This window comes from Gemmobacter caeruleus, assembly GCF_008271655.1.
Taxonomy (GTDB): Bacteria; Pseudomonadota; Alphaproteobacteria; order Rhodobacterales; family Rhodobacteraceae; genus Gemmobacter; species Gemmobacter caeruleus.
In genome coordinates this window covers 486,723-500,405 of record NZ_VKKX01000011.1, presented here as the reverse complement: position 1 = coordinate 500,405, position 13,683 = coordinate 486,723, and the positions used below count along the sequence as shown (strand labels likewise).

Below are 13,683 nucleotides of genomic sequence, written 5' to 3'. Positions count from 1 at the left end.
CTGACCGATGACTGCTTATCCCTATGAAGTGCATGACTACGACGTGGTCGTGGTGGGCGCCGGCGGGGCCGGTCTGCGCGCGACGCTGGGCATGGCCGAACAGGGCCTGCGCACCGCCTGCGTGACCAAGGTCTTTCCGACCCGTTCGCATACCGTGGCCGCGCAGGGCGGTATCGCCGCCAGCCTGGCCAATATGGGCCCCGACAACTGGCAGTGGCACATGTATGACACCGTCAAGGGGTCGGACTGGCTGGGCGATACCGACGCGATGGAATACCTCGCGCGCGAAGCCCCTGCGGCGGTCTATGAGCTGGAACATTACGGCGTGCCCTTCTCGCGCACCGAAGAGGGCAAGATCTACCAGCGCCCGTTTGGCGGCCACACGACCGAATTCGGCGAAGGCCCGCCGGTGCAGCGCACTTGCGCCGCCGCCGACCGCACCGGCCACGCCATCCTGCACACGCTTTATGGCCAGTCGCTGAAGAGCAACGCGGAATTCTACATCGAATATTTCGCGCTGGATCTGATCATCACCGACGGCCGCTGCACCGGCGTCGTGTGCTGGAAACTGGATGACGGCACGATCCACGTCTTCAACGCCAAGATGACCGTGCTGGCGACCGGCGGTTATGGCCGCGCCTATTTCAGCGCAACCTCGGCCCATACCTGCACCGGCGACGGCGGCGGCATGGTGGCCCGCGCCGGTCTGCCGCTGCAAGACATGGAATTCGTGCAATTCCACCCGACCGGCATCTACGGCTCCGGCTGCCTCATCACCGAAGGCGCGCGTGGCGAGGGCGGGTATCTCACCAACTCCAAGGGCGAACGCTTCATGGAGCGTTATGCGCCGCACTACAAGGATCTGGCGCCGCGCGATTACGTCAGCCGCTGCATGACGCTGGAAATCCGCGAAGGCCGCGGCGTGGGCGCCGAGGGCGACCATATCCACCTGCACCTGAACCACCTGCCGCCGGCCACCCTGGCGGAACGCCTGCCCGGCATTTCGGAATCGGCCAAGATCTTTGCCGGCGTGAACGTGAACAAGGAACCGATCCCGGTTCTGCCGACCGTGCATTACAACATGGGCGGCATTCCCACGAACTACTGGGGCGAGGTGCTGAACCCGACCGCCGACAACCCCGACGCCGTGTTCCCGGGCCTGATGGCCGTGGGCGAGGCGGGCTGTGCCTCGGTGCATGGCGCGAACCGTCTGGGGTCCAACTCGCTGATCGACCTCGTGGTCTTCGGCCGCGCCGCCGCGATCCGCGCCGGCCAGATCGTCGATCCCAAGGAACGCAACGTCCCGGTCAACAAGCCCGAGGTGGACAAGGCGCTCAGCCGCTTTGACGCGATGCGCAACGCCAACGGGTCGATCCCGACCGCCGATCTGCGGCTTGAGATGCAAAAGACCATGCAGCGCGACGCTGCCGTCTTCCGTACCGAAAAGACGCTGGCCGAAGGCGAGGTCAAGATGACCGAGATTGCCGGCAAGATGGGCGATCTCAAGGTCACCGACCGCAGCCTGGTCTGGAACAGCGACCTGATGGAGACGCTGGAACTGGCCAACCTGATGCCGAACGCGCTGGCGACGATCTATGGCGCCCATGCCCGGACCGAAAGCCGCGGCGCCCATGCGCATGAGGATCACCCGAACCGCGACGACGTGAACTGGCGCAAGCACACGCTGGCCCATGTGGATGGCAACAAGGTCGCGCTCAGCTATCGCGCGGTGCATGTCGATCCGCTGACGACCGAGGCCCAGGGCGGCATCAGCCTCAAGAAGATCGCCCCCGCCGAGCGGAAGTTCTGATGCAGACCGCCGGCGCGCCCCTCCTCCCGGCGCGGGCTTTCGCCCCGCAGGGGTGCGCGCCGGCGGTGCCTTGCCACCCGGAGCGGCCCCGCCGCAACCGAGGCTGGACGGCAGGCCGGGTTTCTGGTGCTGTAGGTGCAGCAGCCGGGGCGCCCGCAGCCCCTCTTTCGCACAGGAGTATCCGATGATGCGCGTATCCCTTTCCCGTTCCGCAAGGCTGGCCCTGATGGCGCTGGCGATCGGGCTTGTGCCCGCATCGGGCGCGATGGCGCGCAGCGGCAAGGATCTGGTCGTGGCCTGCATCCACGCCAATGGCGTGGTCGGCGCCTATGACTTCGGCGCCGATCAGGCGCTGCCGGTGGTGCGCCCGCTGCAAGGTGGCACCGCCGAGGGGGCGGCCCGCATCAATGCCTGCATCCGTAAAAGCGCGGCGCAGCAGGGCCATGTCCATCAGGCACGGGCGATGATCCAGGAATGGGCGCCCTGCCAGTTGGTGATGGTCGGCGGCACCGGCTTTGACACTTGCCACAAACCGTGGTGAGGCGCCGATGACCCTGCGCCCCGCCCTTCTCCTCCTTGCCGCGCTGCCGCTGGCAGCCGCCTGTTCGCCGCAGACGATCACCGACAATGTGACCGACCGCGCCGCGCGGTCGGTGGTGGTGCCGGTCTTGCAGAATTACATGACCGCCCCCCAGGCCGAGATCGCCGCCGATTGCGTGCTGTCCAGCGCCGCCCCCGCCGAAAAGCGCGCTCTGGCCCGCGATGTCGGCGTGCAGGCCGGATCGCTGACGGTGCAGAACGTGACGAATATCGTCCGCCGGCCCGCGACCGGCGATTGCATGCGCGCGCGCGGCGTGACGCTCGGGGGGGCCTGATCCATGTGGCGCGCCGCCCTTCTCGTGCTGCTGCCGCTGGCCGCCTGCGGGCCGGTCAGCCGCGAACAGGCCGAGCGGGATTGCTTCGCGCGCGCCCGCCTTGCGCAGCAGCCGCGCGGCGAAGTGGGTCTGGGCATGGACAGCCGCGGCCGCGCCGCCGGCAATTTCGAGATCACCGTGACCTCGGATTACATCCAGGGCCGCGACCCCGCCGCCGTCTATGACGCCTGCGTCTATCAGAAATCCGGGCAGTTGCCGTCGCAGCCGCTCTATACCCGTCCCGATTGGAGAGACTAGCCAATGGTCCAGTTCACCCTGCCAAAGAACTCCAAAATCCGCACCGGCAAGACCTGGCCGAAGCCGGAAGGCAAGAACGTGCGCAAGTTCCAGATTTATCGCTGGAACCCGGATGATGGCGAAAACCCGCGGGTCGATACCTATTTCCTCGACATGGACAAGTGCGGCCCGATGGTGCTGGACGCGCTGATCAAGATCAAGAACGAGGTCGATCCGACCCTGACCTTCCGCCGGTCCTGCCGCGAGGGGATCTGCGGGTCTTGCGCGATGAATATCGACGGGATCAACACGCTGGCCTGCATCTATGGCCTGGACGAGATCAAGGGCGATGTGAAGATCTACCCGCTGCCGCATATGCCGGTGATCAAGGATCTGATCCCCGACCTGACGCATTTCTACGCCCAGCATGCCAGCATCATGCCTTGGCTGGAAACCAAGACCAACACGCCGGCGAAGGAATGGCGCCAGTCGATCGAAGACCGCAAGAAACTGGACGGTCTTTATGAATGCGTGATGTGCGCGAGCTGCTCCACCTCCTGCCCGAGCTACTGGTGGAACGGCGACAAATACCTCGGCCCGGCCGCGCTGCTGCATGCCTATCGCTGGATCATCGACAGCCGCGACGAGGCGACGGGCGAGCGTCTGGACGGGCTGGAAGACCCGTTCAAGCTGTATCGCTGCCACACGATCATGAACTGCGCCAAGACCTGCCCCAAGGGTCTGAACCCGGCCAAGGCAATTGCCGAGATCAAGAAGATGATGCTGGAACGCGCCGTCTGATCGACGCCCCGGACAAGAATAAGGCCCCGGCACGCGCCGGGGCTTTTTTCGTTGGAGGGCGGGCATTCCTCTGCCAGTATGCCGGCCGCCATAGTGGCTTTTGCGGCCAGTAACCTGACGGTTCATGCCTGTGCTTCGTCGCGTCCTCTGCTCCACGCTTCTGGCCATCCGACCGATTCAGGCTGGCAGAAAGGGAAGCCGGACGGCGACAGGGGGCATGATCCATCGAGGGGTCAGACCTTCCCGGGGTCGCAAAGCGCATCACGCGCAGCACCGCGCACATCCCGCAACGCGGCCCGGCTGCCACCCCGCATCCACCATTGCCGCCCCGCCCGCAGCAATGCTAGATCGGCCCACTGACGACGGAGCCGATCTTGGACAGTTTGACCTTTCTGGTGGTGAACGGCTGCAATGCAAGGGGCAGGCCCCTGCCGGATGAGCTTCTGTCGGGCTATTTCTTCCATGGCGCCGATTTCGTGCTGGGCAAGGCGGGCTATGCCGCCTTTCGTGCGGCGGGCGGCCCGGCGCCGCTGGCCGAGGACGGCTGCTATATCCATGCCCTGCGCGAGGGGGACGGCTATCGCTTTGCCGCCGATTACTGCGGCTATCGCAAGATCTTCTACATCCACCGCCCCGGTTTCTGGGCGGTGTCGAACAGCCTGTGGCAAATCGCCCGCGCGATGCGCGCGGCAGGGCTGGAGCCGCGACCCGACCCGGTCGAACTGGCCGCGATGGAGGCCGAGGGAACGCTGATCCCCACCGGGCGCGGCATGTTCTTTTCGCAACTCACCACCTTTCGCACCGTGATCGAGGGCGTGTGCCTGCTGCCGCGCGACTCTGCGCTGCGGATCGGCCCCGGCGGCGCGACCGAACTGCCGCTGTGCCCCCGCCCGACGGGGCAGGATTACGCCGCCACGCTGGCCCGGGCGCTAGGCCTCTGGTCGGCGCGGATCGCCGGGCTGGTGCAGGCGGGCTGGCAACTTTCGGCCGATCTGACCGGCGGGATCGACAGCCGCTCGGTGCTGGCGCTGCTCATGGCCGGCAGTGGCGGGCAGGCGCTGTTTCCCCGGTCGAACCTGAATGACAGGGGCCGCGCCGATCTGCGCGTGGCGCAGGATCTGTGCAGGCATCTGGGCCTTGCCCATAACGCGCCGCTGCCGCAGCGCCCCCCCGCCCTGCCCGCGCCCGAGGCCTTTGCCGCCTGGCGCGACCTCTGCCTCGGCGCCTATCACCCGATCTATTTCCCCCGGCACCGGCTGACGCCCGGCATCGCCCATTTCGGCGGCGGCGGCGGTGGCAATCAGCGCAGCGTCTATGACCGCTCGGTCTGGGCGCGGCTGCGGCGGCTGGGGCGGCCTGACCGTTTCGTCGCGGCGCGCATGGCCAATCTGCGCCCGGCGGCACAACGCGCGCCCTATGGCGCCGCCCTGCGCGCAACGCTGGCGCGGATCGCCAGCACCGCCCCCGCCGGGATGGACCCGCTGCTGCTGCATTACCGCGAATTCCGCAACCGCTTTCACGCCGGGCGGACACCGCAATATCAGCTGTCGATCAACCCGCTGGCCTCGGCCCTGCTGGATGATTGTGCGGCCCTCGCCGGCGCTGCGCGGATCGAGACCGCGCAGATGTTCTATGACATGCTGGAAAGCCTGCATCCCGGCCTGGTCGATCGCCCCTTTGACAAGCGCCACAAGGCGATCGGCGCTGCCCGCCGCGCCGCGCTGACGCGCGTCACGCCGGACCCGCTGCCACCGGGCCGGGCCTTTGCCGATTGGGCGCCGCGCCCGCCCCGTGCCCAGGGCGGCCCGGGGCTGATGGAGCGGATGGCCAATCTTTACGCCCGGGCCCGGCCGCTCGCGGCGCAGCATCTGCCGGCGCGCTATCTGGCGCAGGCCGATCGCGAGTTGGAGCGCGCGCGCAAGACCGGCGCCTTTTCGCATCCCAATGCCTCCAAGCGGGTGGGCGTCGTCGCGGCCTTCGCGCTGTTTCTGGCGCCCGATCCATGATCCTGCTGCTGCCGCTTCTGGGCCTTGCGGTCGTGCTGTATCTCTGGCTGTCGCGGCGCGGATCGACACTGACACGCGACTGCCGCTGGCGCGAATATCGGGCGGAAGGGGCATGGCGCTGCGCCGCGTGCGGGGCAGAATGGCGCGGCGCGGGCACCCCGCGCGACTGCCTGCGCGAAAGGCGCCCGGCCGGCGATTGACGGCGCATCAAAGGCGACGCAGATTGGCGCAAAAACACAATCTCTCAGCACCAGCCAGGGATGCCCCGCGCCATGTCACGCCTGCCTGCCGAACACCAGCCCCCCGCCGATGCCGATGCCCGCCGCGCCATCGCGCCAGTCATCTGCTATCCGGTCGAGGCGCTGACGCCCCCCGACCTGCCCGCCTACCGCGCCGCCCGCGACGGGTGGGAACAGACCGACGAGGTGGTGATCCCCGCCCGTGACGGCAGCGCTTTCGAGGTGCCGGCAGGCCATTTCTTTCGCATCAGCAGCATCGAGGGGCCGCAGGTCGGCGATCTCAATCTCTGGAATGCCGCGAACTTGCGCGAGCGGTTCTATTCCGGCAAGACCCGCGCGCTGCACCGCACCCATCTGACGACGGGCGACCGGCTCTGGACCGCGCATCCCTATCTGCGCCCGATGGCGACGATCACCGAAGACACGCTCGACTGGTATGGCATGGATGCCTTTGGCGGCTCGGTCCATGACGTGATCGGCACGCGCTGCGACCCCTATACGCATAACCTGCTCAGCCATGGCGGGCAGTATCACCATTGCTGCCATTCCAACCTGACGCGCGCGCTGGCCGATGCCCGCGGCCTGACCCTGGCCGAGGCCGAGACCCATGTGCATGACGTGCTGAATGTCTTCATGTGCACTGGATTTACCCGCGATACAGGGCAGTATTTCATGAAGGCCTCGCCGGTGCGGCCCGGCGACTATCTGGAGTTCTTTGCCGAGATCGACCTTCTGGGCGCGCTGTCGGCCTGCCCGGGCGGCGATTGTTCGTCCGAACATTCCTCGGACAGCACGACCTGCCACCCGCTGCGGGTGCAGGTCTTCCGCCCCAAGGCGCCGCCCGCCGGCTGGATCAGCCCGCCCGTCAATGGCTATGACCGGAGCCATGGCCGCTAGGGCACCGATTTTTCGTCGAAAAATCGGATCGCGCGGGGGTCAGCAATAGCGCTCGATCGCGAGGATCTGGCCATCGCCATAGCGATCACCGGCAGCGAAACCGGCGGGCAGGATCGTTTCGATCTCGGCCCGTTCCGCGGGGCCCAACCTTGGCAGGTCCAGCCATTCGCGCAGCCGTTCCGCCCGCCGGGTGCCCGGGATCGGCACGACATGCGGCCCCGCCGCCATGACCCAGGCCAGCGCTGTGGCCGGCACCGACCAGCCGCGCGCGGCGCACCAGGCCCGGAAACGGTCGATCCGGGCAGTGTTGCGCAGGAAATTCGCGCCGGTAAAGCGCGGATTGTCGCGGCGAAACCAGTCCGTCACCGCCGCGGCCGGCAGCGGCGCATTGCCCAGCATCCCCCGCGCCAGCGGCGAGAAGGCGACAAAGCTCACCCCCAGGCGCGCGCATTCCTGCACAAGGCCAAGCTCGGGCTGCCGGCTCCAGAGCGAATATTCGTTCTGCACCGCCCGGCAGGGATGCAGCGCATGGGCCTCGCGCAGCGTTTCCGGCGCGATTTCCGACAGGCCATAGCCGCCGATCTTGCCCGCGCGTTCCAGGTCTTGCAGCGTGCCGATCACCTCGGCCAGCGGGCGGTCGGCCTCGCGGCGGTGGAGATAGAACAGGTCCACCCGCTCCACCCCCAGCCGGCGCAACGAGGCCTCCAGCTCGGCGCGCAGATAGGCGGGGCTGTTGTCGATACGCCGTGGCGGGCCGCTGACGATGCCAGCCTTGGTGGCCAGCACCATGCCCTGCGGCCGGCGGCTGGCCAGCCATCGGCCGATCACCTCTTCGCTGACGCCCATGCCATAGATATTGGCGGTGTCGATGAAGGTGATGCCGGCCTCCAGCATCGCATCGAGACAGTCAAAGCTCTCTGCCTCGGTCGTCGGGCCGAAGGTGCCGCCCAGCGACATGGCGCCAAAGCCGAGGGCCGAGATCTCCGGCCCCCGGATTCCAAGCGAACGTTTCTGCATTGCGGCATCCTTCGGTCAGGGGGATGCCATCCAACACCCGCGAATCGGAAGGATCAAGCGCGGATGTAATGCAGCCCGGTGAAACCGCGCCGCCATTCGGCCACGCGCGGCGCAAGGCTGGCGGGATCATTGCCGCGCAGGGCCTCGGCGATCAGCGCGGCCATGCGCGGGGCGTCAGCCGGGGTGACGCCGCGGCGCACCAGTTCCGGCGTGCCGATGCGCAACCCGTTCAGATCGCCCGGCACCGGGTCGATCGGCAGTCCGATGCCGCAAGCCAGGAAACCGGCCTTGCGCAGCGTCTTCGACGCCGCCTGACCGCCGCCAAAGGCCGCGGCCTCCAGGGCGAACTGGTGGCTTTGCGTCATGCCGCGCGCGGCGCCAAAGACCGGCAGGCCCAAGGCCGCCAATTCGCGCGCCAGGGCCTGCGCCAGATCGACCATGGCCTGCGCATAGGCCGCGCCATGATCGCGCCAATCCAGCAGCGACAGCGCCAGCGCCGCCGATTTCGCCGCGTCGAAATTCGCGGTCATGCCGGGAAAGGCGATGGCGTCCAGCCGTTCGGCAATCGCCGCGTCATTGGTCACGATCAGCCCGCCCGCCGGGCCGCCCAGCGATTTATAGGTGCTCATCGTCATCAGATGCGCGCCCTCGGTCAGCGGATTGGCCCAGACCCCGCCGGCGATGATGCCGCATTGATGCGCGGCATCGAACAGCACCTTGGCCCCGACGGCATCGGCAATCGCGCGCACCTCGCGCACCGGATGCGGAAACAGGTTGAGACTGCCGCCGATGGTGATGATCTTGGGGCGCACCGTCTCGGCCAGCCGTGCAAGCCCTTGCAGATCAAGGGTGTAGCCATCGGCATTCACCGGCGCCGCATGGCTTTCCAGACCATAGAGCCCGGCACAGCCCGCCTTGTGATGGGTGACATGGCCGCCCACGGCGGGGGGCGGCGCGATGATCACATCGCCCGGCTGCGCCAACGCCATGAAACCATAGAGATTGGCCAGCGCGCCCGAGGCCACGCGGATCTCGGCATGGCTGGCGCCAAAGACCTCGGCGGCGAGTTCGGCGGCGATCACCTCAATCTCCTCGATCGCCTCCAACCCCATCTCATATTTGTCACCCGGATAGCCCAGCGAGGGGCGCGACCCGAGGCCCCGGGCCAGCGCGGCCTCCGCCCTGGGGTTCATCACATTGGTCGCGGGATTGAGGTTGAAGCACTCCGCGTCATGGATGCGGGCATTCTGCACGATCAGCGCCTCGATCCGGTCGGCGACCTGATCCGACGGGGCCGCCACGGCGGCGGCAAGGGTCTGGATATGGCTTTCGCAGGCGGCGGGCACCCAGGGGCGGGCAGCAAGATGGGGCATGGCGATCACTCCTTTTCCGGCCCCATGAAACCGCAGGGCAGGCTTGCGCGCAAAGCAGATTTGCGAAAAACTAGGGTGAGAAAAATTGATCCATCATGCCCGTTGCCCCACCCCGCCCCAAGGATCTGCCGCTGACCGCGCTGCGCGCCTTTGAGGCGGCGGCGCGGCTGGGTGGCTTTGCCGCCGCCGCGGCAGAGCTGGGCGTGACCCCGGGCGCGATCACCGCCCATATCCGCCAGTTGGAAGACCGGCTGGGCGCCCCGCTATTCGAACGCGGGGCGCGGGGCGTGCGGCTGACGCCGCTGGGCGCGCGCAGCCTGCCCGCCTTCAGCGCGGCCTTCGATGCGCTTGGCCAGGCCACGCAGGCCCTGCGGGCCGAGGCGGCGCCGCGCATCGTGCATATCGCCACCCTGCCCGCGCTGGCACAGCTTTGGCTCTCGCCGCGCCTGCCGGCGCTGCGGGCGCAGATGGCGGGGGTTGAGATCTCCATCACCGCGCTGGAACGCCCGCCGAACCTGAAACGCGCGCCCCATGACCTGAGCCTGTTCTATGGCGAGGCCGGGCGGATCGTCGCGCAGGATATGCTGTTTCCGGTCTGCGCCCCCGCGCTGGCCGCGCGGCTGACCCGGCCCGAAGACCTGCGCGCCCTGCCCTGCCTGATCGACAGCAGTTGGGCCGGCGATTGGGCGGTCTGGGCGGCGACCGCCCTGCCCGGCCAGGCCTTCCAGCCGCGCGGGCCGGTCTTTTCGCTCTATGCCCTGGCGGTGGAAGAGGCGGTGAACGGTGCCGGTGTGCTGATGGCGCGCGGCGCGCTGGTGGCGCCGCAACTGGCGCGGGGAGCGCTGGTCGCGCCCCTGCCGCAGCGCGTGGGTTTCGGCCCGGCGCTGCGGCTGTGGTCGGCCCGGCCGCTGCGCCCGGGCCAGCCCGCCGAACGGGTGGCGCGCGCCCTGATGGCCGGCTGACGATCAGGCAAAGGCCGCGGTCAGCGCGATTTCCACCATGTCGCCAAAACTGGTTTCCCGCTGATCGGCGGGCAGCGCCTCATGCGTCAGGATATGGTCCGAGATGGTCAGCACCGCCAGCGCCCGGCGGCCATGGCGGGCGGCCAGGGTGTAAAGCTCGGCCGCCTCCATCTCCACCGCCAGGACGCCATGGCGCTGCATCTGCTCAGACAGGTCGGGCCGTTCGTCATAGAACGTGTCCGAGGAATAGATCGCCCCGGCATGCAGCCCGATGCCCCGTGTGTCGGCGAGGGTCTGCCCCGCCTCCCATGCGGATCTGAGCAGGCCGAAATCGGCGGTCGGGGCAAAGTTTAGTTCGCGAAAGATGGTGCGCGAGGGCGATCCGGCGGTGCAGCAGGCCTGCGCCAGCACCACGTCGCGCACCTTGACCCCGTGCTGCAATGCCCCCGCCGATCCGATACGGATCAGCGTCTGCGCGCCATAATCGCGGATCAGTTCGTTCACATAGATCGACAGCGAGGGCATGCCCATGCCGGTGCCGTGAATCGTCACCCGTTCGCCCTTCCAGGTGCCGGTATAGGCCAGCATGCCCCGCACCTCGTTGACCAGCACGGCGTCCTTGAGAAAGGTCTGCGCGGCCCAGCGGGCGCGATAGGGGTCGCCCGGCAGCAACACGGTTTCGGCGATCTCACCGGGCTTGGCTCCGATATGAACGGTCATGCGGCTTTCTCCTGTCCTCCCCGGACTATAGCCGGGAACGCGGCAAGGAAAAGACCCCGTCGGATCACGCGGCGCGGGTGGCCTTCATGGCGGCGCGGTCAGCGAAATCACGGGCATTGGGGCAGAAACCGCAATCCGCAGGCTCCGCCTGATCGGCATGTGCCAGGGTTTCGGAACACTGGCGCCGCACCCCGCAATGACCACAGGTCTGCACCATATGCAGATAGGCGTCATATTCGCGGCGCATCTCGTGCGGGGTCAGCCCGAAGATCCCTGCCATCGCGCGCATCCGCTGTTCGGTATCGGCGGGCATCATGGCAAAATCCACGATCTGTTCGCGCGACATGCCCAGATCGGCAAGGTCACGGTCCGACATGGCGTCGATTTCTTTCAGGGCGCGCCAGCGGGTGAAGAACATGTTCAGACGTTCGCGCATTCGAGCCTCCTGTCGCGGTCTGGCCCAGTGATACGTCGCGCGCCCCGGCGCCGAATTGATCGAGGTCAAGTCGTCAGCGCGCCTGACGAAATCTCGTCAGCTTGCCAGATGCCGCAGCCCCTGCGTGACATCGGTGCGGATGGCCAGCCGCAAGCCCGGCTCATCGCCGGCGCGCAGCGCCGACAGGATCATCCGGTGATGCTGCGGTGGTTCGTTCCGGCGCAGACGGGAGTAAAGCGCGCGCATCGTCGGCCCGAGTTGCAGCCAGACGGTTTCCAGAATCGCCAGCATGGCCGGCGCCTGCGCCCGCAGGTAAAGCGTGCGGTGAAATTCCAGATTGGTGCGGATATAGGCCACCGAATCCTGCCGGGCCACCGCATCGGCATTGGCGGCATTGATCACGGAAAGCCGGTCGATCAGCGCGAAATGCGCCCGCGGCAGGGCACGGCTGGCCAGTTCCGGTTCCAGCAGCGCGCGGATCGCCGCCAGTTCCTCGATCCGGTCCGGGGTCAGTTCCGGCGTCGCCACCCGCCCCGAGGATGACAGCGTCAGCGCCCCCTCGGCCACCAGCCGCCGCACCGCCTCGCGCGCGGGGGTCATCGAGACACCATATTGCTTGCCCAACCCGCGCAGCGTCAGCGCCTGTCCGGGCGCCAGTTCGCCATGCATGACCTGCGTGCGCAGGGCGCGATACAGCCGTTCATGCGCGGCAGGGTCCGAGGCGGGGCGTGTCATCGTCATGGCCCGAGCGAAACACCCGCGCGAGGGCGCGGTCAAGACCCGTCAAAGCGATAGGCGTGCAGCGCCTGCCCTTCGGTCTTGAGCCAGCGGCGCGGCGCGGCATAGCCGGGCATCAGCCGCGCCACCTCGGCCCAGAAGGCGGGGGAATGGTTCATCTGCGCCAGATGCGCCACCTCATGCGCGCAGACATAGTCCAGCACCGCCGGCGGCGCCATGATCAGCCGCCAGCTATACATCAGCCGCCCGTCATGGGTGCAACTGCCCCAGCGGGACCGGGTATCGCGCAGGGCCAGGCTGGCATAGGGCCGCCCCAACCGCGCGGCATAGTGATCCGAGGCCGCCGCCAGCCGGTCACGCGCCCGCGTCTTCAGAAAGGCCGCGACGCGCCGCCCCAGCTGCGCCGGATCGCCCGGCACCAGCAGCGCCTCGTCGGTCAGTTGCACCGCCCGCCCCTGCCCCGGCATCAGGCGGCGCATCTGCCCCTCTACCGGGATCGCGGCGCCATGGGCCAGCACCGCCTCGGCCGGCACGGCCTCCAGCGCGCGGCGCAGCCAGGCCTCTTGCCCGCGCGCGAAATCCAGCGCATCGGCCTCACGCGCGCGAAGCGGCAGCGACAGCGTGACCCGCCCGTCCAGCCGCGAGACCCGCAATGAAAACCGCCGCGCCCGGGCCGAGCGGCGCAGCGTGATCTCGATCGGCGCAAGGCCGGGGGTGGAAGGGGGCAGAAGGGGCATGTCTGGCCTTGGCAAAGCGGCGTCAGCATAGCCGCTTCGCCCGGCCCCGCAAGCGGCGAGAAAAGGCTTTGACAGTGATTGCGCGCTATGGCATGGGCCAGCATTCGCGGGCACGCCGCCCGATTCCGGCCCGTCCGGGGCCATGAGCAAGGGAACCACCATGCCCAACGAAGACTGGGGGACGAAGCGCCTCTGCCCGACCACCGGCAAACGCTTCTATGACATGAACCGTAGCCCGATCGTCAGCCCCTATACCGGCGAGATCGTGGATATCGAAAGCGCCCGGCGCAAGCTGGCCGCCTCGGTCATCTCGCGCGGCGCGCCGGAAAAGGACGATGACGTTCTGGTGGACGATATCGACACCGATGACGATCTGCTGGCCGAAGGCGTGTCGGACGATGCCGACATGGACGATGATCTGCTGGAAGACGACGCCGACGACAATGTGTCGCTCGACGATCTGGCCGATGTGGCCGGCGACGAGGAAGACGTCTGACAGGGCGCAAAAGATTGTCGCGGGGGGCCGCAGATTTCCTCTTGCACCCCCCCGCGCCATCCCCTAGATAGCCCGCATTGCCGCGCCGCACCCATATGCGCAGGCGACACCCGGTGGGGTCATAGCTCAGATGGGAGAGCGCTTGAATGGCATTCAAGAGGTCGGGAGTTCGATCCTCCCTGGCTCCACCAAATCTCTCCTGAACAACGCGCGGCAGATTTGCCATTGACGGTGGAAGTTCTCCATGCCGTCCGGTATTCTGCGCCCCTGATGACGCCACGGCCGGCCGCCATCGCCCCG

At 67.9% G+C, this 13,683-nt stretch carries 16 protein-coding genes and 1 tRNA gene; 11 read left to right on the top strand and 6 right to left on the bottom strand.

The window, feature by feature from the left end:
* Positions 1 to 7 precede the first annotated feature (7 nt).
* The 8 genes from sdhA to FOA17_RS04960 all read left to right on the top strand — a co-directional run bounded on the left by sdhA (position 8) and on the right by FOA17_RS04960 (position 6,904).
* Complete coding sequence (sdhA, locus tag FOA17_RS04995; protein ID WP_149140358.1) at positions 8 to 1,810, top strand: succinate dehydrogenase flavoprotein subunit; 1,803 nt, start codon at positions 8 to 10, stop codon at positions 1,808 to 1,810.
* Positions 1,811 to 1,994: 184 nt separating this feature from the next.
* Positions 1,995 to 2,351, top strand: a complete 357-nt coding sequence (locus FOA17_RS04990) for a hypothetical protein (RefSeq protein WP_149140357.1) — start codon at positions 1,995 to 1,997, stop codon at positions 2,349 to 2,351.
* A 7-nt stretch (positions 2,352 to 2,358) separates the two neighbouring features.
* Positions 2,359 to 2,685 (top strand): hypothetical protein, encoded by a 327-nt coding sequence (locus tag FOA17_RS04985; protein WP_162528168.1) that lies wholly within the window; start codon positions 2,359 to 2,361, stop codon positions 2,683 to 2,685.
* 3 nt (positions 2,686 to 2,688) lie between these two features.
* Positions 2,689 to 2,982, top strand: a complete 294-nt coding sequence (locus FOA17_RS04980; protein WP_149140356.1) for a hypothetical protein — start codon at positions 2,689 to 2,691, stop codon at positions 2,980 to 2,982.
* Between the two features lie 3 nt (positions 2,983 to 2,985).
* Positions 2,986 to 3,762, top strand: coding sequence for a succinate dehydrogenase iron-sulfur subunit (locus FOA17_RS04975; protein ID WP_149140355.1), 777 nt, complete (start codon positions 2,986 to 2,988; stop codon positions 3,760 to 3,762).
* A 374-nt stretch (positions 3,763 to 4,136) separates the two neighbouring features.
* Positions 4,137 to 5,768: an asparagine synthetase B family protein gene (locus tag FOA17_RS04970; protein WP_149140354.1), complete on the top strand. Its 1,632-nt coding sequence runs from the start codon at positions 4,137 to 4,139 to the stop codon at positions 5,766 to 5,768.
* Positions 5,765 to 5,968 carry a hypothetical protein gene (locus tag FOA17_RS04965; protein ID WP_149140353.1) on the top strand — a complete coding sequence of 68 codons (204 nt, stop codon included), beginning with the start codon at positions 5,765 to 5,767 and terminating at the stop codon, positions 5,966 to 5,968. The genes FOA17_RS04970 and FOA17_RS04965 overlap by 4 nt, the downstream gene beginning before the upstream one ends.
* A gap of 72 nt (positions 5,969 to 6,040) precedes the next feature.
* Positions 6,041 to 6,904, top strand: coding sequence for an urea carboxylase-associated family protein (locus FOA17_RS04960; RefSeq protein WP_149140352.1), 864 nt, complete (start codon positions 6,041 to 6,043; stop codon positions 6,902 to 6,904).
* A gap of 39 nt (positions 6,905 to 6,943) precedes the next feature.
* Here FOA17_RS04960 and FOA17_RS04955 read toward each other — a convergent pair whose 3' ends face one another.
* Both FOA17_RS04955 and FOA17_RS04950 read right to left on the bottom strand, forming a co-directional pair.
* Complete coding sequence (locus FOA17_RS04955) at positions 6,944 to 7,921, bottom strand: aldo/keto reductase (protein ID WP_149140351.1); 978 nt, start codon at positions 7,919 to 7,921, stop codon at positions 6,944 to 6,946.
* A 53-nt stretch (positions 7,922 to 7,974) separates the two neighbouring features.
* Positions 7,975 to 9,294, bottom strand: coding sequence for a serine hydroxymethyltransferase (locus tag FOA17_RS04950; protein ID WP_149140350.1), 1,320 nt, complete (start codon positions 9,292 to 9,294; stop codon positions 7,975 to 7,977).
* A 95-nt stretch (positions 9,295 to 9,389) separates the two neighbouring features.
* Between FOA17_RS04950 and FOA17_RS04945 the strand changes: the two genes are divergently transcribed.
* Positions 9,390 to 10,256: a LysR family transcriptional regulator gene (locus tag FOA17_RS04945; protein ID WP_149140349.1), complete on the top strand. Its 867-nt coding sequence runs from the start codon at positions 9,390 to 9,392 to the stop codon at positions 10,254 to 10,256.
* Between the two features lie 3 nt (positions 10,257 to 10,259).
* Here the strand turns inward: FOA17_RS04945 and deoD are convergent, their stop codons facing one another.
* From deoD to FOA17_RS04925, 4 genes are all read right to left on the bottom strand, one after another.
* Entirely contained in the window at positions 10,260 to 10,976 is a 717-nt protein-coding gene (deoD, locus tag FOA17_RS04940) for a purine-nucleoside phosphorylase (RefSeq protein WP_149140348.1), read from the bottom strand.
* Between the two features lie 64 nt (positions 10,977 to 11,040).
* Positions 11,041 to 11,412 carry a DUF1127 domain-containing protein gene (locus tag FOA17_RS04935; protein WP_149140347.1) on the bottom strand — a complete coding sequence of 124 codons (372 nt, stop codon included), beginning with the start codon at positions 11,410 to 11,412 and terminating at the stop codon, positions 11,041 to 11,043.
* 96 nt (positions 11,413 to 11,508) lie between these two features.
* Positions 11,509 to 12,153 carry a GntR family transcriptional regulator gene (locus tag FOA17_RS04930; protein ID WP_149140346.1) on the bottom strand — a complete coding sequence of 215 codons (645 nt, stop codon included), beginning with the start codon at positions 12,151 to 12,153 and terminating at the stop codon, positions 11,509 to 11,511.
* A gap of 32 nt (positions 12,154 to 12,185) precedes the next feature.
* Entirely contained in the window at positions 12,186 to 12,887 is a 702-nt protein-coding gene (locus tag FOA17_RS04925; protein ID WP_149140345.1) for a M48 family metallopeptidase, read from the bottom strand.
* Between the two features lie 160 nt (positions 12,888 to 13,047).
* Between FOA17_RS04925 and FOA17_RS04920 the strand changes: the two genes are divergently transcribed.
* On the top strand, positions 13,048 to 13,383 hold the full coding sequence (locus FOA17_RS04920; RefSeq protein ID WP_149140642.1) for a TIGR02300 family protein: 336 nt from the start codon (positions 13,048 to 13,050) through the stop codon (positions 13,381 to 13,383).
* A gap of 115 nt (positions 13,384 to 13,498) precedes the next feature.
* Positions 13,499 to 13,574: transfer RNA gene (locus FOA17_RS04915), tRNA-Ala, on the top strand.
* Positions 13,575 to 13,683 lie beyond the last annotated feature (109 nt).

Bases quoted from the DNA above. Each gene is read 5' to 3' on its own strand.
- sdhA (WP_149140358.1), top strand. From the start codon at position 8: ATGACTGCTTATCCCTATGAAGTGCATGACTACGACGTGGTCGTGGTG.
- FOA17_RS04990 (WP_149140357.1), top strand. From the start codon at position 1,995: ATGATGCGCGTATCCCTTTCCCGTTCCGCAAGGCTGGCCCTGATGGCG.
- FOA17_RS04985 (WP_162528168.1), top strand. From the start codon at position 2,359: ATGACCCTGCGCCCCGCCCTTCTCCTCCTTGCCGCGCTGCCGCTGGCA.
- FOA17_RS04980 (WP_149140356.1), top strand. From the start codon at position 2,689: ATGTGGCGCGCCGCCCTTCTCGTGCTGCTGCCGCTGGCCGCCTGCGGG.
- FOA17_RS04975 (WP_149140355.1), top strand. From the start codon at position 2,986: ATGGTCCAGTTCACCCTGCCAAAGAACTCCAAAATCCGCACCGGCAAG.
- FOA17_RS04965 (WP_149140353.1), top strand. From the start codon at position 5,765: ATGATCCTGCTGCTGCCGCTTCTGGGCCTTGCGGTCGTGCTGTATCTC.
- FOA17_RS04960 (WP_149140352.1), top strand. From the start codon at position 6,041: ATGTCACGCCTGCCTGCCGAACACCAGCCCCCCGCCGATGCCGATGCC.
- FOA17_RS04955 (WP_149140351.1), bottom strand. From the start codon at position 7,921: ATGCAGAAACGTTCGCTTGGAATCCGGGGGCCGGAGATCTCGGCCCTC.
- FOA17_RS04950 (WP_149140350.1), bottom strand. From the start codon at position 9,294: ATGCCCCATCTTGCTGCCCGCCCCTGGGTGCCCGCCGCCTGCGAAAGC.
- FOA17_RS04945 (WP_149140349.1), top strand. From the start codon at position 9,390: ATGCCCGTTGCCCCACCCCGCCCCAAGGATCTGCCGCTGACCGCGCTG.
- deoD (WP_149140348.1), bottom strand. From the start codon at position 10,976: ATGACCGTTCATATCGGAGCCAAGCCCGGTGAGATCGCCGAAACCGTG.
- FOA17_RS04935 (WP_149140347.1), bottom strand. From the start codon at position 11,412: ATGCGCGAACGTCTGAACATGTTCTTCACCCGCTGGCGCGCCCTGAAA.
- FOA17_RS04930 (WP_149140346.1), bottom strand. From the start codon at position 12,153: ATGACGATGACACGCCCCGCCTCGGACCCTGCCGCGCATGAACGGCTG.
- FOA17_RS04925 (WP_149140345.1), bottom strand. From the start codon at position 12,887: ATGCCCCTTCTGCCCCCTTCCACCCCCGGCCTTGCGCCGATCGAGATC.
- FOA17_RS04920 (WP_149140642.1), top strand. From the start codon at position 13,048: ATGCCCAACGAAGACTGGGGGACGAAGCGCCTCTGCCCGACCACCGGC.